Source organism: Haloferax sp. YSSS75 (assembly GCF_046764215.1).
GTDB lineage: Archaea > Halobacteriota > Halobacteria > Halobacteriales > Haloferacaceae > Haloferax.
The window spans coordinates 2780040-2801697 of sequence record NZ_CP177206.1; the positions used below are offsets into that span (position 1 = coordinate 2780040).

The window sequence follows — 21658 nt, forward strand, 5'->3', positions numbered from 1 at the left end:
TCGCTTCGCTCACTCCCCCGACGACTTCCCACTCACTCCCGTTCGTGGGAATCCCGTCGGGTCCGTATGGTTGTGGATTCACCCGATAGCTAGATCTCACTCGTCCCTATCGGGTTCCAACGGAGTCCGGTCGAGACCAACCGTATCGTAGTCCTGTTCACTGGAGAGAACTTCCTCCCCACTCGTCGCAATCACCCCAGCGTGAAGCGCATCGAACGGTGTCAGATGATACTCTTCGAGGAACGCCGCCGCCGCGAGAACTGCATCTTCGTGTTCTTTCGGGGTAATCGGAACGAGTTCGAGGAGGTTCGCAATCGCTCGTGGAGCGTCGATGTCGTATTCCGACTGCTCACGGTCGTAGAAGAGAACAAGAACCTCTGCGTAGGCCAGAATCGACGTGTGGATGTCGTCGCGTCCTTCGAGGGCTTCGAGTGCCGATTCACGCAACCAGTCTTCGTTTTTCACTAACGCAATCAAGAAGTCTGTCTCGACGTACACGAATCAGGCCTCTCGATTCGCTGACCGCTCTTCGTCTTCGATCTCAACCTCCTCGGAGATTGCTCTCCGCGCTTCGTCTTTGAGTTCGTCGGCGTCTACTCCTTCGAATGCGTCGCCGACTGCCTCTCGAAGTCCCTCCAGTGGGTCGTCGTCGACAGGGAAGAGCGCGACGTGACTCGGCAGTTCGACGATGCGATAGCGCTCACCGAACCGTGACCGGACGTCCTTCGGGAGGTAGATTCGACCCCGTTCGTCCGTCGATTTCGACATAGCATAGCTCGTACGGGAAGAATCAAAAATCTTCCCGCTATTATTTTCATTCTCCCACTATTTCGGCCTCGGGCATCGAACAGTATCGGCGCGGCGCAAATCGCGAGACAACGCGCCGATTAAAACAGATTCGTCACACGCGATGACGCATTCCCGTCGGGGTCCGTTGCTGTCCTAATCGCTCGATAGCGCAGGGTCAAGCTCCTCAGGTCACGGATTATTGCAGAATTCGTCTCGATTCGTACCGGACTCGCCGGGTCGCTCTTCTCGCTGTACAACGTGGGGAAGGAGTTAGTGGTGTGGTTACTACTGAGTGCTCTTTCAAAACACAACCATCGTAAATCGAATGAGTACTTGGCGCGAGGCAAATCTCGTTAAGAGGAAGGTTGCTGGAAATCAGGTAGCTACGGGGAACCGGGACGACCTGTAGCATCGCCAAGTTAGTCATCGTCGGGATCAAGATATCCGATTCAGTCCGACTGTATAATAGTCCTATTCGCTGGAGAGAACTTCATCACCATTTGGAGATTGGATCGGTTCTGCGATGGCTTGTTGATCTCGTGAAAACGGTGGGGCGGTTCGTTGAAGGGCACCACTCGTCAGGCCATAACGAATGACATTGACATCACCTCGCCCATTGGACGCTTCAACTTCCGAAATCTAGTTTCAGCCGCCGAACTATAATCAGGTCTAACCAGTCAGCGTGTGAAGATGGGGATGTACGGGTTGGTGCAAGAGAAAAAATGGCCCAACGATTACCCACCCTTTGGATAAAGCGCACGATGACACTATTGACGCGAATGACGGAGAGAAGGGTGCGAACCCCCCCCACTTTTTTAAGAGATGTAATCTCGGACTCGAGATAGTTCGCCGATCCCAGATTCACCACCAGTTCGAAGACGCGATTCGTAGGCTGGTGAAAGGTGCTTGGAAAGTGCATCCACCTGATTCAGGTACGCTCCGAGTTGGTTTATTGCCGTATTTAACGCACGAGTTGGAGGTTGCCCGCCCCGACTAGAGGACTCTAATCCACTAATAGCACGGCTGATTGAATCTTGTGCCGCCGCTAGTTTATCGATTAGTCCCCGTTCTGCACCACCTGGCGGAGACGCATCAGAGACGTCCCCTTCGAGAGCAACTAATTCGTCTCGTTGGAAATCCAACACTTCTACGGGTGTCGTGAACGACACCTCAATGTTTCCCGAAACATTCCCTGCATTCGAACTACTGACTTCGAATTCGAGTTTGTGGGTACCCGGAGAATCCGACGAAGCAGACATCGTAATCGATTCCGACGATTCAGAATCAATTACCCCGACCGACTGGGTAGATGGGTCTACCGTCAGGTCATTGCTCTCGGATTGGGCAGTCACGTCCGCAGCACTACTTGATCCAACGTTCTGCACTGTGATGGACACAGATGTAGAATCTCCAACAAATACCGCAGGATTCGAAACGTCAGTTGTGACAAGTTTGAGTGTAGGCGGAACCACTAGACCCTGTAATTCCGGGGAAGTCGTTTCAATTTCCTGCTGTAGATCATCTTCACGAGACACGGCCGTAGAGAGGTTAGATGTAACCGAAGAGGCGGGTGCAGCTGTCGGATTCAACAAGAATAGACTCACCGATCCCAATACCGACATCCGACTCAGTTCCGTAGTGAGATATTGCTCTTCGAGTGCGTACAACTGGTCTCGCAGGGGCTCTGGAATGCTTCCAGTGTTTCGGCGGGCTTGTGCTTTCCCGACCAGTAGTTTTTCGTCTAATTGACGTGCAGTATACGCTTCACTGAGTTCCGTGAACGTCTGGTTTGCTGCTTCGAATTCACTCCGTTCGAGTTGTGACTGTAGCGTATTCAAAATCGCCGATATATTTTTTGTTGACATTTTAGGACACCTTCGACCCATTGACGATTTCTGTTGCTGCACGGTCACAGATATTGAGAACTTCAGTCCCACAATCCAAACCACGTTTGATTGCTATCCCGGTGAATATGAGCGATCCAAGAGTCCCAATTCCAGCGACAACCGCAACTGCTAGTGCCCCGGCCCCAGCTGTTGCGGCAGCGAAAGCTAATGCTGCGTTCAGCGTTGATACGATAAAGGCAGTCCAGCCACTGGCATCCATCTGCTGATCTGCATTTTCAATCTCGTTTGTAATCTGTTCTCGAGCACCTGTAGCGACAGATTTCGCAGAAGAGTCCGGACCAGAAAATGGACTTCCGCCTCCGAATGAAAGACTACTGTCTTCGACGCCCAATTCGGAATCCGCGCGCTCCAATGTACTATCGAGCGGGTACTCTCGGTCGTCGCCACTTTCGTACCCACTCATCATGTGATCGGATATTTCGCCTCGAACAGTATCGACGGCATCTGAGAATGCGTCGTACGCTTGCTCCCCTGTTTCGTACGCACTGTTCAGCACATTATTCTTGAGTTCACCCTGCCATAGTTGGTCTCCGAGTTCTCTGACCTTATTCCCGAAGGGGCCAAGGTAATCTACGAGATCCGCGATCCACGACGTCGCCTTACTTCCTACTTTGAAGAGTTTGTCAGCAATAGGTAAAGTGGATCCAAGCTTCAGTACGAGTCGGGATACGCTCGCGGAGACGGAGAGCATGCTCATAACCCCAGAAATGGCATTTACGCCGACTTCACCTAGAATGTCAATGGACGGGTCTGTCGCTATCGAATCCTCGGGTTCGCCTGCCAACGACACCTCTTCCTGACCGCTAGTTGCTTCTCGAGATCCGAGACCGGCAAGTGATAATTCGGCCACGTCCTCAACGAGAATCATCCGTTCGACAGCTTCGACGGCACGTTTCTGCGTTACATCCCCGTTGGAGACGGTATTCTTCAAATCATCCAACGTGGGTGTGACACGACTTTGTTCATCGATTGTCGCGGCAAGGCGGTCAACTTCGGCAGTGAGGTCTTGTTTAGCAGAAATTATATCGTCCAATGTAATGTTTGGTCCTGCGTCTTCAGGAATTTGCAGTGTTCCCGTTGCCTCTCCACTGCCGCGCTCTGGATCGGTAACCGTCAAGCCAATTGAAGCGTCTGTGCCAGCAGGTAGCGGAGTTTCGTATTGAAGAATGTAACTTTTAACAATGAGTTCAGTGATGTATCGTAGAATTTGGTCAAAGTCACCACCATTGATGTCGACGTACAGCCCTCCAACTTCTTCTGCGAGGTTCTTTTTACTCGCCAGTGGGTCCTCAAATCCAGGAGAAACAGCAACGTAGGTCACACCTCTCTCCATGAGGTCAGTTTTCACCTCCGACAGAGTGTAGTTGGAAAACCCGGATCCATCATCTCGGTAATGAGACAATTGGTCCGTGATATCAACAAATACCTTTTGTGCGGAATCCCGAAAGTCGAACTCCAACGCTCGTTCTAATGCGTCAAAGTTGTCTTCCGGACCGTCGCCACCACCACCCGCTGTGAGGCCGTCGATAGCACCCACTAGACTATCTGCATCATCGGTAAGCGACAGATCCACCTCTACATCATCCTTGAACGAGATTAACCCATAACGTGCGTTAATTCCGGAATCTGCAATCTGCTGTGTCAACTCCTTCGACTGGCGCTTGGCGCCATCTATTTCATCACCCATGCTTCCCGTGTCGTCGAAGACGAATACTATGTCGAGTTGGGTACTGGAGAACTCGAACCCAGTCAGATTGCGCTCCTCGCCATTTTCGAACACGGTGAAATCATCTTTGGTCAGCTTACCATCTCGTCCAGCATCCGAGTCCACTCGAACGTTCAATTGGATTGTTGGGTACGAACTCGGGTCAGATCCGATGATGTCGACAAAATTGGAGTCCTCTTGTGACCTAGAAATTCCGGATAACCCCAGCAGTCCCGTGCCTGCTGCAGTTGACCTTAGAAGCGTCCGTCTATACAGCCTTCGTCGTTGTTTATTTTGTTCAGCGTCCAAGCCAGAACCATTACTGCTCAGTTCGTTCCCTTCCATATTGTGACACACCCGGACGAGAAGATGTGAGATATTCGTATTAGATTACTGACTGCACGAGGTGCATGGATTGCACACTACCCCACAGAAGACAATTTATTTATCTGCTTGGATTTGTCAATGTAATTATTTAAGATATCAACTGCCTGTTCTTTCACATCGTCTGACTTGGTCTCAAGAAGTGCTCGTGGAATACCCTCATCACTAACACCGATCTGCACCGTGTCATCGAGAACCCCAAGATAATACGGAATTTCCTCGTCAGAGACGTAGAGAGTGAGAATTCCCGTGTCCAGTAAGTGATTGAGGGGTTCCGTGTATTCCGGATTGGAACGGAAGGTTTCGGCGACATCGGTGTCGACAACCAGTTCGTGCTTTGCTCCACTGTCAAGCAACCCTCGTTCAGCAGCTCGTAGTGGGTTAAATCCCAATGATGGAAGTAAGCACTTCACGTGGTGTGCGGATCCCATTCGCCCAATGTGCTGATTGACTGGTGCATATGGATTAGAAGAACTGGAGACAGTGACTGTCCCCTCCGCCAACAGGAGTGGATCGAATTCAATCTCCGAGACAGAGAGTTGCTCCAAAATTGGTTTTAGTTTGTCAGTAGCTTGGATGATTTCAACGAGGTCAGCCAGTTCACTAGCGATAAATTCTCCTTGAAGAGTGAGATAGTAGGTCCGACTCTGACGTTCAACAAGGTCGTGGTTGATTAGCGCATCCAAATTGCGGGTTATGGTCGTTCTTGCTGTGTCGAGAATCCGGTCGAAATCCGTTCGGTGGAGTGACCCGTTTTCACAAAGTTCGGAGAGAATGGTCACTCTACAACGAGAACCCGCTAGAAACTGCAGAAGTTTGGCGGTGTCCTTCCCAACCATGTCATATCATTAATATGTATACTGTGTTTCATTATTTAGTATTTTCGGAGGTGAAAACCATTGCGACCATCGCGGACAGCACGGGAGTTATGTTTGAGCACGATTCGGGGCCCGTCTCAAATGTTATCGAGATCGCGCCTTCGTTGCTCTATCTTCTCCTGTTTGGACTGGCGGTCATAAGGTATCTTCAAAATCTCTGGAAAGAATTGCTCGGGTACCTACGACCGGTTCGGGAATGTCAGACGAGGGTTAGACACTGAGGCACAGATGTCTGCGGCCCCTGTTGAACTGTCCGTGATTTTGTTCGACGAGAGTACCGAATTCGCTACTCAAACACGTCGAACACTTCGACCGCCTTGTACTCTTGACCCCACTCGGCCCCAGTCACTTCTTCGATGAGGCCGGTGTCTTCGAGATTGTCGATGACGTTGTACGCCGTCCCGCGGGATACGTCGAGTTCCCGGACGACGTCGTTCGCCGTGAAGTACGGAACTTCGAGTAATTTGCGGGCGAACCTGTCAGTCGACGTGTTCCCATCGAATTCCGTCTCGTACTTCGTCTGCAGTTCTTTGAGCGCCCACGTACGGTCGTACGACTCCTTGGCCTGCGAACGGAGTGCTTCGAGGAAGAAGTCTATCCATTCGACCCACTCACCCTGTTCACTCACGGCGCGCATCTTTTCGACGTACTCGACTTTGTGCCGGTTGAAGTAGGCACTCGGGTAGATGTACGGACTCTCGATGTAGCCCTGACCGACCAGATAGAGGATGATAACGAGTCGGCCGAGACGGCCGTTCCCATCTGAAAACGGGTGAACCGTCTCGAAGAAGTAGTGAATGATTGCGGCATCGACGAGTGGGTGGTACTCTCCGTCTGCTTCGACGTACTCGACGAGCGAAGACATGAGGGGACTGAGAGACGACGCCGAGGGTGGAATAAATGGGTCTTTCGCAGGGTTCGGACTGTTGAGCCGAACCATGTGGTCGCGGAACGCTCCGACGACATCGCCCTCGTTACGGACGCCGTCGAGGAGCATTTCGTGAAGGTGTTTGAGCAGGTCGAGTGTGATTTTCCCACCGCCTTCGACGTGGTCGATACCGTACAGGAGCGCGTCTTCGTAGTTCAGAGCCTCACGCAAGTCCTTGCTTTGCGGTTCAGCATCGGTGCTGTCTTCGTGTTTCGTGTGGAACGCGGCGACGTCTTGATAATCGACCTCAGCACCCTCGATTCGAGCTGATTCGACTGCCTCGATTCGGATGAGTGTCGTGTAGAGGACGGCCGCGAAATCGACTGTCGAACTGATGCCATCGACGCGACCAATCTGGTAGGCTGCGTCGGCGACGAGGTCGTGTGTCTCGTCGGGGAGTTCGATTTTCGGCTCTGGAGGAAGAGGGTCTGGCGAGTAATACGGACGTGGATGATACTCGACGTACTTCCCCGGTGCCTCCTTTGGAAGCTTCTTCGTCCGCATTTCTAACCAGTACATTGCGAACCCATGTATAACTGCTCATGTACCAATTGAACAAGTTCGAGCGAGAATCGAGACATGCACAGACAAACCGCAGAATTTGGAATCGCAGTCATCGAGACCAAGACTTGTGAAACAAGTATTTGAATGGTTGAACAAAATCTGATGCGTGCGTGCCTGTTGTCTAGTGGAGAGGAAGAAGTTCGACAACGAGGACTTCGTCGCTTGGCAGAATCGTCGAGCGCGTCGAAAGCGATTACAGGTAGCTCAAGAACTTGAGTATCTGCTTCGCTAATCGCCAGACAACACCCCGATTAAAACAGATTCGTCACACGCGATGACGCATTCCCGTCGGGTCCGTTCGCTTCGCTCACTCCCCCGACGACTTCCCACTCACTCCCGTTCGTGGGAATCCCGTCGGGTCCGTTCTTCTCGTGGTCGTTTCGTGTTCGAGAGACGACGGTGAGTCGGTTATAAACTCGAATTTGAATTCAAGAGAGGTTCGGTTATGCTGAATCATCCCCCTCGGGGCAGTCGCTTGATTTGCACGTGTCCACAGGTGGCGAGAGAGTAAGGGGTCGCCGTGGCTCACAAATTGTTAGTGGAGTACAGAAATGAATCCGTACGCACTGAAATCTTGCACTTCGGTCAACCCCGCATTGGCGCTACTCGGTGCGTTGGTCGCCCGCAAGTTCGGAATCCCGGCAGTCGTCTCCGCCCCCGAGCGCGACGGTGGGGGAGAACTCCAACCGCCGTTGTTCGAGGTGGTAGACCCCGACGCTCTCAACACCCTGTTGACGAACGGCCCGAACACCGAAGAGGCAGTGTCCATCTCGTTCGACTACGCTGGATACCGTATCACCGTCGACTCGAACCAGACGGTCACAGTGAAGTAACCGTTCGTCTATTCGCCTCGTGCGGGATTCGTGTTGGAACGACATCACTCACGACAGAGTCGTTGGTGCTGCTATCCGCAGTGATTGGGAGTCGACCTGTGGCCCAAGGGTTCGGACACCTCAAATCGCGCCCACGTCGCGCAGGTGCTCGATATCTTCGGGTCGGTAGCCGTACTCGCTGAGGACTTCTGCCGTGTGCTCACCGAGAAGCGGGGGGTGACGGCGAATCGACGTCGGCGTCCCCGAGAAGTGCATGGGACTGCCAGCCATCTCGACGGTTCCGGCCGTGGGATGGTCGATGGTCTGGTGCATCCCGCGAGCGTCGACCTGCGGGTGGTCGAACACGTCCGCCATGTCGTTGACCGGACTGACCGGGACGTCGTGGTCGCGGCAGCGTGAGACGACTTCGTCGGCCGTGTACGACGCGAGTTCCTCGGCGAGAATCGAATCGAGGGCGTCCCGATTTTCGACGCGGTCGGCGTTCGTCGCGAAGCGCTCGTCGTCAACGAGGTTCGGTAGGTCGAACGCGGCACAGAACCGAGGCCAGATGTGTTCGGACGCGCAGGCGACGACGACGTAGTCGTCGCGGGTCTCGAAGGCCTGATAGGGCGTGATAGTGGGGTGTTTACTGCCCATCCGTCCCGGAGAGTCTCCCGTCGCGAAGTAGTTCGAGGCCATGTAACTCATCCACGCGACTTGCCCGTCGAGGAGGCTGACGTCGACTTTCTGTCCGGTGCCGTCGCCGAGTTCGCGGTGGAGTAAGGCGGCGAGAATCGCCTGCGTGGCGTACATCCCTGCGCCAATGTCCGCGATGGCGACGCCGACGCGGACAGGGGGACCGCCTTCTTCGCCGGTGATGCTCATCAGACCGCCTTCGGCCTGCATCATGATGTCGTACGCCGGGCGGTCTTTGTCCGGCCCCCACTCGCCGTATCCGGAGAGTGAACAGTAGACCAACCCCGGGTTCTCCGCGCGGAGGTCCTCGTAGTCGAGTCCCCACTCCTCCATCCTTCCGACGCGAAAGTTCTCGACGAGGATGTCTGCCTCGCTCACCAGGTCACGGAACACCTCGCGTCCCTCGTCAGTCGAGAAGTCGAGCGTGACCGAGCGCTTGTTACGGTTGATACTCAGGTAGTAGGCGCTCTCGTCGGTGTCGCCGTACGCTGGCGGCCGCCAACCTCGGGTCTGGTCGCCGACGCCGGGGCGTTCTATCTTGATGACGTCCGCACCGAGGTCACCGAGTTGCATCGTACAGAACGGCCCCACGAGGACGCGCGACGCGTCGATGACAGTAAGGCCGTCGAGCGGTCCAGTCTCGCCCTCCGGGGTGCGAGCCTCACCGGTCATCGGTCGGTCCGGTCGGCGGGAATCCCGACCTGTTCGTGAATCGTCTCGGGCCTATCTATCCCCGTGTCGGTACCCACAGAGCGACGGCGGCTAGCTTTCTCGTCCATACGTAGGTGTCGAGATTCTATGACCAATCGCGCGTCGTTAGTTCTGTCGGTGGGCGAGACGGGCGTCAGAGCTATCAGGTCTGATATGCAGGAGCGAACACATATTACACCACGAAATTTGGAGATGGCTATGGCACCACGAACCGTCGACCCGGGAGGGACCGATACGGTCATCCGCACCGTGCTGAACAAACTGAAAAGAATAATCAAATACGTCCCAGCGGGTGATTCGATACCCGACGAGGCATGGCGGCGACGACACCGAAATATCGTCTTGTTGCTCGTCGCTCACGCACCAGCGTTGTTCCTCCTCGGGTCGTACACGGGGACGGAGTCACTACTCACGGGGGCGACGTTCACCGCCGCACCCGTCCGCCACGTGCTCGTCGGCACCGGCGCAATCCTCGGATTCGCACTCGTGGCACTCGTGCCGGTGTTCTCACGCCGAACGCGAAGCGCAATCACGTCGATTGGGTTGATGACGTGTTCGGCGATTCTCGTCTACTTCTCCGGCGGGTTCATCGAGGCACACTTCCACTTCTTCGTCGTCGTCGGCGTCATCGCAGTCTACGAAGACTGGGTTCCGTTCGTCGCCGGCGTCCTGTACGTCGCCGTCGAACACGGCATCTTCGGCATGTCCTATCCGGAGATGGTGTACAACCACCCGGACGCCGTGGCGAGACCGATGGGGTGGGCACTGGTCCACGCGGTGTTCCTCCTCGCACTCTCCGGCGCGCTTGTGACGAACTGGTTCTCTATCGAACGCTCCAGAGAAGAGACCAGGAAGCAACTCGCCAACGTCGAAGACAGTAAGAAAGCGAAAGCCGAAGTCGAACGTCTCAACGACCAGTTGGTGGCACAGGCGGACGAACTCGCCGCGGCCATGGACGCAGTCTCCGACGGCGACTTCACCGCGACGCCACCGTCGGGGTCAGACATCGAAGCGATAGCAGCGATTAGCGACGCATTCGTCGAGATGAAACAGGAACTGTCCGACACCGTCGTCGACCTGCGCGACTTCGCGACGACGGTCGGAGAGACAACACGGTCGGTCCACGACGACGCCGAGACGCTCGAACGCGAGCAGCAACGGCTTGCGACGGACGTGCGAGAGTTCGCGACCGGTCTCCGCGAACAAGCCAAGCGTCTCGAATCGACCACCGACGAGTTGAGTAGCCTCTCGGCGACAATCGAGGAGATAGCCGCCAACGCCGACGAAGTCTCGAACGAAGCGGGCACCGCCGCCGACGCCACCGAAGCGGGGACGTCCACCGCGGCGGAAGCCATCGAAGCTATCGAGGCCGTCGAGCGAAGCGTCGGTGAACTCGCCACACTCGTCGACTCACTCGACACTCGAATGGACGACGTCTCCGAGAGCACCGACCTCATCGAGTCAATCGCACAGCAGACCAACACGCTGGCGTTGAACGCCAACATCGAGGCGGCGCGGGCGTCGAACGAGAGCGAGGGGTTCGCCGTCGTCGCGGACGAGGTCAAGACGCTCGCCGACGAGACCAAGAACCACTCGTCGGCCATCGAACAGACCATCGAACAGACCATCGAGGACGTCGACAGCGTACAGACGGAGATGGCCGAGACGAAATCACAGTTGGAGACTGGCAAAGCGACCACGACGGAAGCCGGCGAGGCGTTCGCCGACCTGAGCGCGACTGTCAAAGGCGTCGACGCGTCCATCAACGAGGTGGCCGCGGCGACAGACGACGGCGCGCGAACGACCGAAGAAGTCGTCGACGCCATCATCCGCGTCGCAGACCGCTCGCGGACCGTGGCAGACCAAAGCGAGTCTCTCGCAGAGCGCGCCGAAACGCGTGCGAACACCATCTCGGAGATTCGGGGGCGCCTCGACGACCTGACGGACCAGACGAGTACGTTGCAGGCGCAACTCGGCACGTTCGACGTGGACACGACGACAGACGACCGAACCGACTCGGTACAGCACCGCGGGTCAGCGACTCAGACTTCGGCGGTGTACAACCGATAGGAAGCGAATTCGACCGCGACAGTGAACGGCGTCTTCGATGTGGCCAGTCTGCGTACTGTCGAGGGGCACTGCATCGACGGTGACCGGGCGCAGAAGCTGTTCTCTTTCTCACACTTCGGCCCAAGTACAAGAGGGATGGGGCCAAAATCAGGTCGTGCCTACTCCGAGCGACGACGACTTCCAGACCCCGCCACCGACCGCTCCAATCGACGACACACCGACCGTCAGCTGTTCTCGCTGTGACGCCGAGTGGGACCTGGCGTACGAATTAGACGAGCTACAACTCGGCAACCAGTCAGTCGAGCAGTTCGCTCTGGACCATCACCGCCACACCGGACACTTCCCGGACGACGTGTCGCCGTGGGTGACGAGTTGCCGCCAGTGTCCCGACGGCGAACAGTTCCTCTCAGAGGCCGCGGCCCGGCGGTGGGCGCGGACGCACGCGCGACACACTCGTCACGACGTGGCACTCGAAAACGCAGACGAGCAGGTCATCGTCGCCCCCGAGTGAAAAACGAGCGAAAGAGACGGGACGTGGGATTCGTCGGTGAGGCTGTCCCCCCAGACAGCACGCACCGCGAGCGTTAGACGTGCAGGTCGCTCAGTGTCGCTGCGTTGACGAGCGTGTTCTTGTCGAGTGTCTTGACGCCACACTCGTCGAGAGTCCGCCCGTCAGCGCGGTAATCGGTGTGGTGGACGACGTCCGCGATAGTGATGAGCGAGTCGATGGTTGGCGTCTCGACACCCGCAGCGTCCCCCATCTCCGAGAGAGGGACGAGGCCGTACGGAACGTCCTCGGTGACGTATCGGTGGTCCAGCGAGTCCGGCCCCTGAATCGGCCCGTGAATCGAACTCGTCCGAAGTGAGTTGACCGTCGTCGCGTAGTACTCGTTCTCGCCGATACCGTACCAGTCGTGGAATATCTCACCGAGCGATTGGATGTCGTAACCGAGTGCCTCGCCGATGGCGATTCGTTCCTCGTCGACTTTCATCATGACGCGGCCGATAGAGTCGGTGACGTTCTGATAGAGGTAGTAGTCGTCGTCCGGTGATTCTATCTCACCCGCGTTCAAGAGCGCGCCGACAGGGTGGATGACCGGGTTCGCGTTGTAGAGACTCGTCTCGAGGACGCTCGCCGCCGGTTCGATGTCGACGGGGAACGCGGCATCCAACAGGTCGACGATGTCGTCTGTGTGCGACGCAGGCAGACCGGCGACGGTCAGTTTCTTCTTGAACCCGAGGACGTTGACGCTACTGGGACTGGTCTTGCGGACTGCGTAGGCGAGCGACGGCGCCTCGCCGAGTCGAATCTCGGGGGCACCGACGGCGTCCAGGAGACGGCGGTATTCGAGGGCACTCATGGTGTTCGCAGAGAGCAAGACGAGTGCCTGTCCTTCCGAGAGATGTGGACCGACCGTCTCAGCGAAGGCTCTGAACGCGAAGTTGGGGACCGCTTGTAAGATGAGGTCTGCGTCGGCCACCGCCGCCGCGGGGTCCGACGTCACAGACGCCGGTTCCGCGTGACCTTCGCTCGCCGCTCCCGAGATGTCGATACCGCCGTTGGCGCGAATCGCGTCCAGATTCGACTCGAACTCGGGGAGTTCGAAGAGCGTTACGTCGTGACCGAGGAGCGTCAGGTCAGCCGTCGCCGCGAGGCCGCCTGCACCCGCGCCGAGTACTGTGATGTTCTGTCCCATATTCGGGGAATATACCCCCTGTACCTTAATAATTTCGGAGGATAAGATTATGAAATAAAGTCTTGAATTTGTAAATAACGCTGGATAAGTGTGCAAAACGCGACGCTGGAGGGGGTGTCAGCGCCAGTCTACATACCCGTCGAATCTGGCTATCGAGAGTGGTTCGTAGTACGAGGTGGGGTCGTCGTCGAGGAGTTGGGCGGCGACGACCTTCCCGGACGCTGGCGCGAGTTGAATCCCGGAAGTGCTGTACGCCGCAATCGAGAACCCTTCGACGCGAGTCCACCCGACCACGGGATTTCTGTCCGGTGTCGACGACCGGATACCGACTCGTTCGTCGACGACGTCGAACGACTCGACGTCGGGGAGGAGCGAGTACAGCGTCTCTAGACCACGTTCTCGAATCTCGTCGGGGACGGTGTCGTCCCACGCGTCAGGGTCGTACTCCGTCGCGTCGTCGTACCCACCGACCGGGTGGTGAGTCATCATGACCGTCCCGTCTGGGTCTCGCCGGATGGTGAACCCCGACTCGTGGTGCGTAATCCACGGGAGTGTGTAGCCCAGTGGGTCCGACGGTTCGAGTTCGAGAACAGGGGCCAGCGTGTGTTTGACCGGGATATCGACACCGGCCATCTCGGCCACCTGTTGGTTCCACGGGCCCGCCGCCGCGACGACTGCCTCTGCGGGGTGGAACTCTCCATCTACGGAGAGTCCCACGAGCGTCTCGTCTTCGACGTGGAGGTCGGTGATTTCCGTCTGCTCGTGGAAGGTGACGCCGTTCTCCCGGGCGCGTTCGACGTATTCGAGAGCGAATTCGACCGGCGTGAGGTAACCGACGTTCGGTCGGTAAACACCCGCCTCTACGTGGTCGGTGTCGAGGAACGGGAGGAACATCGACGACCCGAGTTCGTCGCTCGGGAGGTAGTCGACGGGCGACGTGTCCGCGTCTTTCCCTCTCGCGTCGGCGAGGCGGTCACCGCGCTCTTCGACGTTTGTGCGAAGCGCGTCGGCACCGTCGGTGGTCGTCGCGACGTCGAGTCGGCCGGTTGCGACGTACCCCGGCGACGCCCGCGGGTCTGCCATGAACTCGTTGTACTGCTCTATCGCGTAGCGTTTCATCCGGTACTGTGTCTCGTCGCCGTAGAATCCGAAGAACGCGAACGACTTGCTGGTCGTCTCGTCTGCGAGCGACCCCTTCTCGTAGACGTGAATCGGGTCGTCGGTCCGTTCGCTCAGGTGGTAGGCGATGGCCGCGCCGACGATACCGCCACCGACGACGTGGTACCCGTCGCTTTCGCTCATCGGTCGACCTCCGGATTCTCACCGAGTGGGTAGAAACACGCCGCCTCGTGGTTCTCACCCATCGATTCGAGTGTCGGGTCCTCCGAACACCGCTCGGCTTTGTACGGACACCGGTTCTGGAAGTTACACCCCTGCGGGAGGTCGATTGGCTTCTGAATCTCGTCTTTAATCTGTATCTCGGGAATCTCGTAGGAGGGGTCGGGGACGAGCGACGCAGAGCGAAGTGCCGAGGTGTACGGGTGCTGTGGGTTCGAAATCACCCGGTCCGTCTCACCGAGTTCGATGAATCGCCCGAGGTACATCACGGCGATGCGGTCCGAAATCTGTCGGAGTACACCGAGGTGGTGTGAGATGTAGATGACGGAGATGTCACGTTCCTCGATGACGTCACGGAGAATCGATAGCACGCGACCACGGTTCGACGCGTCGAGCATCGACGTGGGTTCGTCGGCGACGAGGATTTCGGGGTTGACGCTGAGTGCCGCCGCGATGGAGACACGCTGGAGTTCACCCCCGCTGAGTTCGTGTGGGTATTTGTGAGCGAACTCTAGTGGGTTGAGTCCGACCTGTTCGAGTGCGTCGTGGGCACGCTCTGTGAGTTCCTCGTCCGAGAGGTCCATCAGATTCCGCGGTCCCTCGGAGACGATTTGCTCGATGCTGTGGGTCGGGTTCGACGACCCGAAGGGGTCCTGGAAGACGTACTGAATCTCCTTGCGGAGTTCTTTTTCGTCGAGGTTGCGGTACTCGACACCGTCGATGTACACCTCGCCGTCGGTCGGTTCGGTCAGGAGACTGAGTGACAGCGCAGTCGTCGACTTTCCGCACCCCGATTCACCGGCCAGTCCGAGGACTTCGCCCGCTTCGAGGTCGAAACTCACCCCGTCGACCGCTTTGAGCGTCTTGCTCGACGAGAAGAGGCCTCCGCCCACCTCGTAATACTTCTTGAGGTTCCGAACCGCCAGCTTTGGCTGTGACGAGCGGTCGGCATCCGTGCTGTTCGTCGAGTGACGCTGTTCCAGTTGCTCACTTTGCGTAGACATCTTGTGGCTCCTTCCGCATGGCTTCCATCTCCTCGGTGCTGAGGTGACAGGCGACGTGGTGTCCCTCGGTTTCGTCTAACTCCGGTGTCTGACTGCAGTCTTCGAACCGGTAGGGACATCGACTTTCGAACTTACACCCTTCGTGGCCCTCCCTGATGGTGGGGGGTGACCCGGGGATGTGACTCGATGCTTCGTCCTTACCGATGTGCATCGTGCTGTCGATGAGACCCTTCGTGTACGGATGCGAGGGGTTGTTGAACAGTTCTTCCGCGTCGCCGTACTCGATGAGTTGACCGGAGTACATCACCCCGAGTTTGTCCGACATCTGTGCGACCAGCGGCAGGTCGTGTGAGATGAGCAGCAACCCGAAGTTGTTCTGCCGCTGGTGGCGTTTCAACCACTTCAGGATGCGCGTCTTCGTCAGGAGGTCCAGTCCAGTCGTCGGTTCGTCGGCCAGCACCGTCGTCGGTTCGAGGATAAACGAGTTCGCGATGAGGATGCGCTGGACCTGTCCCCCACTCAACTCGTGAGGGTACTTGTCGATGACACTCTCGTCGAGTCCCATCTCGGCGATGCGTTCGTGGATTCGCTCGTCTATCTCGGCTTTACTCACGTCGTCTTCGTGGACGCGAATCGACTCCGCCAACTGCGAGCGGATGGTGAAAATCGGGTCAAGCGAGTCCATGGACGCCTGCGGAATCGTCGAGACTTGCTGGAGTGCGTACTCGCTGCGGAACTCCGGAAGCGGCAGGTCGAGGATGTCGGTTCCGTCGACCCGGATTTCACCGGATGGGACCGCAGCGTTCTCCGAGAGAATCCGCTGGATGGCTTTCAGCAGTGTCGACTTTCCGCACCCGGACTCGCCGACGATACCGACGATTTCGTCCGATTCGACACTGAGCGATACGTCGTCGACGGCGACTATCGGGCCGTCGTCTGTTTGGTACTGGACAGTGAGGTTATCTATCTCTAACATCAGTTGTCACCCCGAAGGCGCGGGTTGGTGAGGTTCTCTAGTTCCTGTGAGATGAGCAGCAGTCCCACGATGAGACTCGCGATACCGAACGCCGGGAACGCGAACCACCACGGTGCCGACATCATCATCCCCGAACTCCAGACGCTCTGGAGCATGATTCCCCACGTCACCATGTTGGGGTCGACCAGTCCGAGGAACGCGATGCCCGAGACGGTCAGAAGCCCCCACGCCGCCGACAGCGGCAGGTACACCGAGATGAGGCCGAGCAGGTTCGGGAAGATGTGTCGGTAGATGATTCGCATCTCGTTCGCCCCGCGGGCTTTCGCCGCGAGGACGAACTCTCGTTCCTTGATGGATTTCGTCTCCGACCGGACGACGCGGGCGATGGTCCGCCAGAGGACGACGCCGACTGCGACGGTGATAATCGCGGGACTCTTCCCGATGATGCCACCGACGACGAGGCCGAACGGGAGCACCGGAAGCCCCATCGCCATGTCGGTCAGCGCCATGAGTCCTTCCTCGACACGGCCACCCATGTAGCCGGCAATCAGGCCGATGTTCCCACCGATGGTGATGGTGACAGTCGCAGAGAGGAGTGCGACGAGGAGTGCCCACTTCGTCGACGCGACGAACTGCAGGAGGACGCTCTCACCGAGCCACGTCGTCCCGAACGGGTGCTGGAGCGACGGTGCCGTCGCACCGGTCGCCACCGTCTTGTGGGGGTCGGGAATCAGGAACACGCTGAGCGCTGCCAGGAGCAGGTACGTGCCGACGATTCCGAGACCCGCCGCGAGTTTGGGCCGTGCGAGAATCCCGTCGTCCGGGAACTCGAAGAGGGATTCGCTGCCACCGATGCCGAGTCCGGTCTCGGAAGAGACCTCTTCTTCGGCCATCTCAGGCACCTCCGTCCTCGATACGTGGGTCGAGCGCCGTGTACATGACGTCGACAGCGAAGTTGGCCAGCATCACGACGAGCGCGATGAGGAAGAACGCCGCCTGCGCCACGGGGTAGTCGTTGGAGAGCACCGCGTTGACGAGGGCCTTCCCCATACCGGGCCAACTGAAGATGGTCTCGACGAGCACCTGCCCGCCAATCATGTACCCGAACGTGAGGGCCACCTGCGTGAGGAACGGCAGGAGCGAGTTGCGAGCGGCGTGTTTGAACATGATTCGCCGCTCGGGGATGCCCTTCGCGAACAGGTAGTCGACGTAGTTGGTCCGCAGTTCTTTCACCATGTTACTCCGCATCAGGAGCACCGGCGTCGCGAGGAAGAAGAACGAGTTCGTCACCATGGGTAACACGAGGTGCTCCCAGAAACTGGCGCTCGTTATCGTGGTCAGCACCCCCGCGGACTGCGAGACGTCCCCCATGCCGCCGACTGGGAACCACCCCAGCGTCAGGGCGAACAGCATGATGAAGAGGATACCCGTCACGAACGGCGGGATACCCTGTCCGAGCACCGCGACGACGGTACCGACCGTATCGGTGGTCTTGCCGCGGTTCCACGCCATGAGGACGCCCGCGTAGTAGGCGACGCAGTACGTCGCGACGATGGACGTGAACATGAGGTAGAGCGTGTTCACCAATCGGTACTGGAGGATGTCCCACACCGGTTGCGAACTCGTGAACGACTGTCCGAACTGGAAGGTAAACAGGCTCTTCATGAAGAGCAGGTACTGGACGTGCATCGGTTCGGACAGTCCGTACTGGTCCCGGAGACGCTGGAGTGTCGCCTCCGTCATCCCCTTGCTGAGCACCGAGGCGAACGGGTCGCCGGGGACGACTCGGAAGAGGACGAAGAGCACGCTCGCCACCACGAACAACGTGAGGGTGATGCGTGCGAGTCGCTTGCCGATAAACTTCACACTGCTATTCATGGGTCGACTCCTGCCGCGGGTTGTCTTGGTTCATCACTGGTCTGTCTCCATCGTGTGCGCTGCCGACCACGAGTCGTGGCCGGTAGGCGCGGGTGTCGCTGTCGTCTGTTCTACAGGTCAATTTCGCACACCTCCTGTGCCACCGACGAGAGGTCCCTCGTCGGCGTGACGCCGAGGCCCGGGTCGTCGCTCGGCGTGACCGTCCCGTCGGTTATCTGCTGGTCGAAGTCGGTCAGGGTCTCACCGAGTCGAAGCGGTGACATGTACGCGTGGCCGACGTCGACGAGTGCGTTCGTCGAGACGCCGAGTTGGAGGCTCGCCGCCTGCGTGAATCCGGTTTCTATCATACTGTTCATGTAGCACGCGACGTCGAACGCCTCGGCCATGTCGACGATGTGCTTCGCCTCGCGAAGGCCGCCGTGCTTGGCGACTTTGATACTGAAGATGTCGACGGCGTCTGCCTCGATGAGTCTTCGAGCGTCGCGAACCGAGAACAGACTCTCGTCTGCCGAAATCGGTATCGGTGACGCCTCCCGAACTCGTCGGAGGCCGTCGACGTCGTCTGCGGGGACCGGTTGTTCTAAAAACGCGACGTCGTACTCGACTGCCCGTTCTGCGAACTCGACGGCGGTTCGGACGTCCCACCCCTGGTTCGCGTCGACGATGACGTCCGTCTCGTCGCCAGTCGCCTCTCGGATCGCGCGAAGTCGCGCGATATCCTCGTCTATCGAAAAATACCCCGTCTTGAGCATGAAGGTCGAAAATCCCTCGGCTTCGAGTGCTCGCGTCTGCCGAGCACACTCGTCGGCCGGCACGTTCCCAAGCGGTTGCAAGACGTCGATTTCGTCGTGGACGCGCCCGCCGAGGAAGTCCGACGCCGGGCGTCCGGTGACCTTCCCGAGCAGGTCGTAACACGCCATGTCGACGGCCGACTTGACGAGATGGTTGTCCGGGCCGTAAACCGCGTCGAGTCGGTTGTGGACCTCGTTCGGATTCGTCACGTCGACGTCGGCGAGTGCGTCGCCGAGGAACTCGTCGAGGAGCGCCACGACTGACCGGGCGCTATCTTGCGTAAACGGGATGAACGGGTCTGTCTCTCCGTATCCTCGATGACCATCTGTGGTTTCGATTTCGACGACGACCGGTTCTGCGTGGGTGAGTTCACCGAGGACGCTCGATAGTTGGTACGGCGTGCTCAGTGGGAGTTCACACCGGTAGACTCGGACGGTCTCTGCCTGTGTTGTGGGAGTTCGCATGGGGTTCTTCTGTATTCGGTTGGGGGCTTTGTGGTACGTATCTGAGAGAGATGGTTCACTCCGCAGAGTGAACCGGGGCACGGGTACCTCTCGGTTGGTCGGGCGTGGTCAGTTGTCCGGGGTCGGAATCGTAACCTCCTCCTCGGATGGGACGCCGACCATTCCGGATGGGAAGCGGAGGTTCCCGTCGCTGTCCCACGTGTAGCCGGCGTCTTCGAGAATCTGCTTGGCCTTCTCCGGGTCGTACTCGTAGGCGTCCACGTTCGGGTTGTTCCAGAACTTGTTCCCGGGGGAGATGATACTCGTTCCCGGCGTCGCCTTGCCACCGAAGATTTCGTCCACGATTTTCTCTCGTGGGATGACGTACTGCAACGCGCGTCGGAACTCGGGGTCCGTGAAGGGTTCTCGGTCGCAGTTGAAGAACAACCCGTAGTACCCCACCGACAGCGCCTTGTTCGTCTCGATGTTCTCTTTCTCCCCGGCCCGGTCGAACAGGTTGGGGGTCACGGAGTACGAGACGACGTCGTTTTCGTTCTGTTCGGTCGCCTTCAGGGCGAGTTCGACGCTGTCGCGGTTGGTCCGCACGATTTTTTCGATTTTCGGCGGTTCGGGCACGAACTCCTCGTTGCGAGCGAGGATGAGTTTCCCACCACGGTTCCAGCTCTCGAATTTGAACGGGCCGCTCCCGACAGGGTCTTCGACCTGGTACTTGAGGAGCGACTCGTTTTCTTCTTCGATGGACTGCCACTTCTCTTTCTTCAGAAGCATCACGCCGGCGAGCGCCGAGTGCGTGAACGAAGCGGTGGGTTCCTTCAGGTGGAACCGGACGCGGTAGTCGTCCTCGATAGTGACTTCGTCGAGTTTCTGCAGCGACGCGTTGTAGTACGGTGCTTGCGCCCGCTTGTAGAGCTCGAACGTGAACTTGACGTCTTCGGCGGTAACCGAGTCGCCGTCGTGCCATTTCAGGTCCTCGTCGAGGACGATTTCTATCTCGGTCGGGCTGATGACGTTCAGTTCTTTGGACTCGTAGGGCTCCGGCACGCCGTCGGGACTCACACGCAGGAGTCTGCTGTAGATGAGGCGGGCGAACCAGAGGTCCAACACGTCGGTAATCGCGATGGGGTTCAGTTTGTCGAGCGGACTCGTCCACGCCTCTCGAATCTCGCTCCGGCCCTTCGGTTCGGCGTTCATCTTGGCCCAGAAGGAGTTCAGCCCCTCACCCGGCGTGAACGACCCGTCGAACTCCACGTTGTCGCTCCGGTAGAACTGGAGCAACTGTGGGTGTGCAATCTGTGCCGCCGGCGATTCCTCCCGCAAGGTCTGCTGGAGTTGGTAGACGATTTGTTGGCGCTGGGATTTGTTCAACTCGCTCCCCTGCAGGTTACAGAGGAAGTCGACTTCGTCGTCCTCGTACCCCATCCAGTTCCAGCCCTGGTTGTGCTGTGACCACGAGGCGTAGAAGTTGGTCGTGTGGAAGCTCGGTTCGATACGGGCCGGCGACGAGGAGATTCGCACCAGCCACATATCGTAGTCGGGCTCCCGCTGGATGACCTTGTCCGCGTTCTTCTGATATCGCAGCAGGTTCGCGTCGTAGTTGACGCCGATGTTCTTCATCTCCTGCGATATCATCTTCGCAATCTGGGGTCGAAGCGGGTCGAACTTCGCCGTCGCGGTCAGAATCGACCGTTCAGGGAGTGCCGCGCCGGTCTGGCCGTTCGAACTCGTCGACGTCTCGGTACCGCCACCAGACGACGACGAGGTGCCTCCACTACCGGTCATCTGGCCGGCCGCCCCGCCGAGGACGATGCCGCCGAGACCGATTCCACCGTATGTCAGGAATTCACGTCGGTCCATGTTATCAGGTTCCATCCACACAATACGAGACCCACTATATATAGATATTGTAAGGTAGGTGTTCATTCACGTAAAACTTATATGTTAAGAGAAACCGTTCACGTGATTACAAAATAGAGAATTACGGCCGTTCAAAGCTCTATGCGGCGGAATTCAACCATTTTGGAAGTATAATCCCCGTGCCACATGTGTTTGCAGAGCGCAAACAAAA

The 21658-nt window shown here is 57.9% G+C and carries 18 protein-coding genes; 3 read left to right on the top strand and 15 right to left on the bottom strand.

The window, feature by feature from the left end; translation table 11 throughout:
* Positions 1-96: 96 nt before the first annotated feature.
* From ACK3R5_RS14595 to ACK3R5_RS14620, 6 genes are all read right to left on the bottom strand, one after another.
* Positions 97-498, bottom strand: a complete 402-nt coding sequence (locus ACK3R5_RS14595) for a PIN domain-containing protein (RefSeq protein WP_411967481.1) — start codon at positions 496-498, stop codon at positions 97-99.
* Positions 499-501: 3 nt separating this feature from the next.
* The gene (locus ACK3R5_RS14600; protein WP_411967482.1) at positions 502-768 is read right to left on the bottom strand and encodes an AbrB/MazE/SpoVT family DNA-binding domain-containing protein; all 267 of its coding nucleotides are present in this window, start codon (positions 766-768) and stop codon (positions 502-504) included.
* A gap of 836 nt (positions 769-1604) precedes the next feature.
* Positions 1605-2654, bottom strand: coding sequence for a CARDB domain-containing protein (locus ACK3R5_RS14605; protein ID WP_411967483.1), 1050 nt, complete (start codon positions 2652-2654; stop codon positions 1605-1607).
* 1 nt (position 2655) lies between these two features.
* Positions 2656-4746, bottom strand: coding sequence for a VWA domain-containing protein (locus tag ACK3R5_RS14610; protein WP_411967484.1), 2091 nt, complete (start codon positions 4744-4746; stop codon positions 2656-2658).
* A 77-nt stretch (positions 4747-4823) separates the two neighbouring features.
* Positions 4824-5624, bottom strand: coding sequence for a helix-turn-helix transcriptional regulator (locus ACK3R5_RS14615; protein WP_411967485.1), 801 nt, complete (start codon positions 5622-5624; stop codon positions 4824-4826).
* 325 nt (positions 5625-5949) lie between these two features.
* Complete coding sequence (locus tag ACK3R5_RS14620) at positions 5950-7095, bottom strand: Fic family protein (protein WP_411968667.1); 1146 nt, start codon at positions 7093-7095, stop codon at positions 5950-5952.
* 611 nt (positions 7096-7706) lie between these two features.
* On the opposite strand from ACK3R5_RS14620, the gene ACK3R5_RS14625 reads away from it, so the two are divergent.
* On the top strand, positions 7707-7988 hold the full coding sequence (locus ACK3R5_RS14625; RefSeq protein ID WP_411967487.1) for a HalOD1 output domain-containing protein: 282 nt from the start codon (positions 7707-7709) through the stop codon (positions 7986-7988).
* A 120-nt stretch (positions 7989-8108) separates the two neighbouring features.
* Here the strand turns inward: ACK3R5_RS14625 and ACK3R5_RS14630 are convergent, their stop codons facing one another.
* A complete protein-coding gene (locus tag ACK3R5_RS14630; protein WP_411967488.1) occupies positions 8109-9335 on the bottom strand; it encodes a CaiB/BaiF CoA transferase family protein in 1227 nt (408 codons plus the stop codon).
* A gap of 237 nt (positions 9336-9572) precedes the next feature.
* Here ACK3R5_RS14630 and ACK3R5_RS14635 point away from each other — a divergent pair, with 237 nt between their 5' ends.
* Entirely contained in the window at positions 9573-11444 is a 1872-nt protein-coding gene (locus ACK3R5_RS14635) for a methyl-accepting chemotaxis protein (protein WP_411967489.1), read from the top strand.
* Positions 11445-11598: 154 nt separating this feature from the next.
* Positions 11599-11955, top strand: coding sequence for a hypothetical protein (locus ACK3R5_RS14640; protein ID WP_411964794.1), 357 nt, complete (start codon positions 11599-11601; stop codon positions 11953-11955).
* 73 nt (positions 11956-12028) lie between these two features.
* On the opposite strand, the gene ACK3R5_RS14645 is transcribed toward ACK3R5_RS14640, so the two are convergent.
* The 8 genes from ACK3R5_RS14645 to ACK3R5_RS14680 all read right to left on the bottom strand — a co-directional run bounded on the left by ACK3R5_RS14645 (position 12029) and on the right by ACK3R5_RS14680 (position 21462).
* Positions 12029-13141, bottom strand: a complete 1113-nt coding sequence (locus tag ACK3R5_RS14645) for an NAD/NADP octopine/nopaline dehydrogenase family protein (protein ID WP_411967490.1) — start codon at positions 13139-13141, stop codon at positions 12029-12031.
* Positions 13142-13258: 117 nt separating this feature from the next.
* Positions 13259-14443 (bottom strand): NAD(P)/FAD-dependent oxidoreductase, encoded by a 1185-nt coding sequence (locus tag ACK3R5_RS14650; RefSeq protein WP_411967491.1) that lies wholly within the window; start codon positions 14441-14443, stop codon positions 13259-13261.
* Positions 14440-15483: an oligopeptide/dipeptide ABC transporter ATP-binding protein gene (locus ACK3R5_RS14655; protein WP_411964797.1), complete on the bottom strand. Its 1044-nt coding sequence runs from the start codon at positions 15481-15483 to the stop codon at positions 14440-14442. Before ACK3R5_RS14655 ends, ACK3R5_RS14650 begins: the two co-directional genes overlap by 4 nt.
* Complete coding sequence (locus ACK3R5_RS14660; protein ID WP_411964798.1) at positions 15467-16459, bottom strand: ABC transporter ATP-binding protein; 993 nt, start codon at positions 16457-16459, stop codon at positions 15467-15469. Before ACK3R5_RS14660 ends, ACK3R5_RS14655 begins: the two co-directional genes overlap by 17 nt.
* Entirely contained in the window at positions 16459-17352 is an 894-nt protein-coding gene (locus tag ACK3R5_RS14665; RefSeq protein WP_411964799.1) for an ABC transporter permease, read from the bottom strand. The genes ACK3R5_RS14660 and ACK3R5_RS14665 overlap by 1 nt, the downstream gene beginning before the upstream one ends.
* Position 17353: 1 nt before the next feature.
* Positions 17354-18337, bottom strand: coding sequence for an ABC transporter permease (locus ACK3R5_RS14670; protein ID WP_411967492.1), 984 nt, complete (start codon positions 18335-18337; stop codon positions 17354-17356).
* Positions 18338-18447: 110 nt separating this feature from the next.
* Positions 18448-19593: a mandelate racemase/muconate lactonizing enzyme family protein gene (locus tag ACK3R5_RS14675; RefSeq protein WP_411964801.1), complete on the bottom strand. Its 1146-nt coding sequence runs from the start codon at positions 19591-19593 to the stop codon at positions 18448-18450.
* 108 nt (positions 19594-19701) lie between these two features.
* A complete protein-coding gene (locus ACK3R5_RS14680; protein WP_411964802.1) occupies positions 19702-21462 on the bottom strand; it encodes an ABC transporter substrate-binding protein in 1761 nt (586 codons plus the stop codon).
* Positions 21463-21658 lie beyond the last annotated feature (196 nt).

Bases quoted from the DNA above. Each gene is read 5' to 3' on its own strand.
- ACK3R5_RS14605 (WP_411967483.1), bottom strand. From the start codon at position 2,654: ATGTCAACAAAAAATATATCGGCGATTTTGAATACGCTACAGTCACAA.
- ACK3R5_RS14660 (WP_411964798.1), bottom strand. From the start codon at position 16,459: ATGTTAGAGATAGATAACCTCACTGTCCAGTACCAAACAGACGACGGC.
- ACK3R5_RS14675 (WP_411964801.1), bottom strand. From the start codon at position 19,593: ATGCGAACTCCCACAACACAGGCAGAGACCGTCCGAGTCTACCGGTGT.
- ACK3R5_RS14600 (WP_411967482.1), bottom strand. From the start codon at position 768: ATGTCGAAATCGACGGACGAACGGGGTCGAATCTACCTCCCGAAGGAC.
- ACK3R5_RS14645 (WP_411967490.1), bottom strand. From the start codon at position 13,141: ATGGGACAGAACATCACAGTACTCGGCGCGGGTGCAGGCGGCCTCGCG.
- ACK3R5_RS14635 (WP_411967489.1), top strand. From the start codon at position 9,573: ATGGCACCACGAACCGTCGACCCGGGAGGGACCGATACGGTCATCCGC.
- ACK3R5_RS14650 (WP_411967491.1), bottom strand. From the start codon at position 14,443: ATGAGCGAAAGCGACGGGTACCACGTCGTCGGTGGCGGTATCGTCGGC.
- ACK3R5_RS14615 (WP_411967485.1), bottom strand. From the start codon at position 5,624: ATGGTTGGGAAGGACACCGCCAAACTTCTGCAGTTTCTAGCGGGTTCT.
- ACK3R5_RS14655 (WP_411964797.1), bottom strand. From the start codon at position 15,483: ATGTCTACGCAAAGTGAGCAACTGGAACAGCGTCACTCGACGAACAGC.
- ACK3R5_RS14665 (WP_411964799.1), bottom strand. From the start codon at position 17,352: ATGGCCGAAGAAGAGGTCTCTTCCGAGACCGGACTCGGCATCGGTGGC.
- ACK3R5_RS14630 (WP_411967488.1), bottom strand. From the start codon at position 9,335: ATGACCGGTGAGGCTCGCACCCCGGAGGGCGAGACTGGACCGCTCGAC.
- ACK3R5_RS14680 (WP_411964802.1), bottom strand. From the start codon at position 21,462: ATGGAACCTGATAACATGGACCGACGTGAATTCCTGACATACGGTGGA.
- ACK3R5_RS14625 (WP_411967487.1), top strand. From the start codon at position 7,707: ATGAATCCGTACGCACTGAAATCTTGCACTTCGGTCAACCCCGCATTG.
- ACK3R5_RS14610 (WP_411967484.1), bottom strand. From the start codon at position 4,746: ATGGAAGGGAACGAACTGAGCAGTAATGGTTCTGGCTTGGACGCTGAA.
- ACK3R5_RS14620 (WP_411968667.1), bottom strand. From the start codon at position 7,095: ATGCGGACGAAGAAGCTTCCAAAGGAGGCACCGGGGAAGTACGTCGAG.
- ACK3R5_RS14670 (WP_411967492.1), bottom strand. From the start codon at position 18,337: ATGAATAGCAGTGTGAAGTTTATCGGCAAGCGACTCGCACGCATCACC.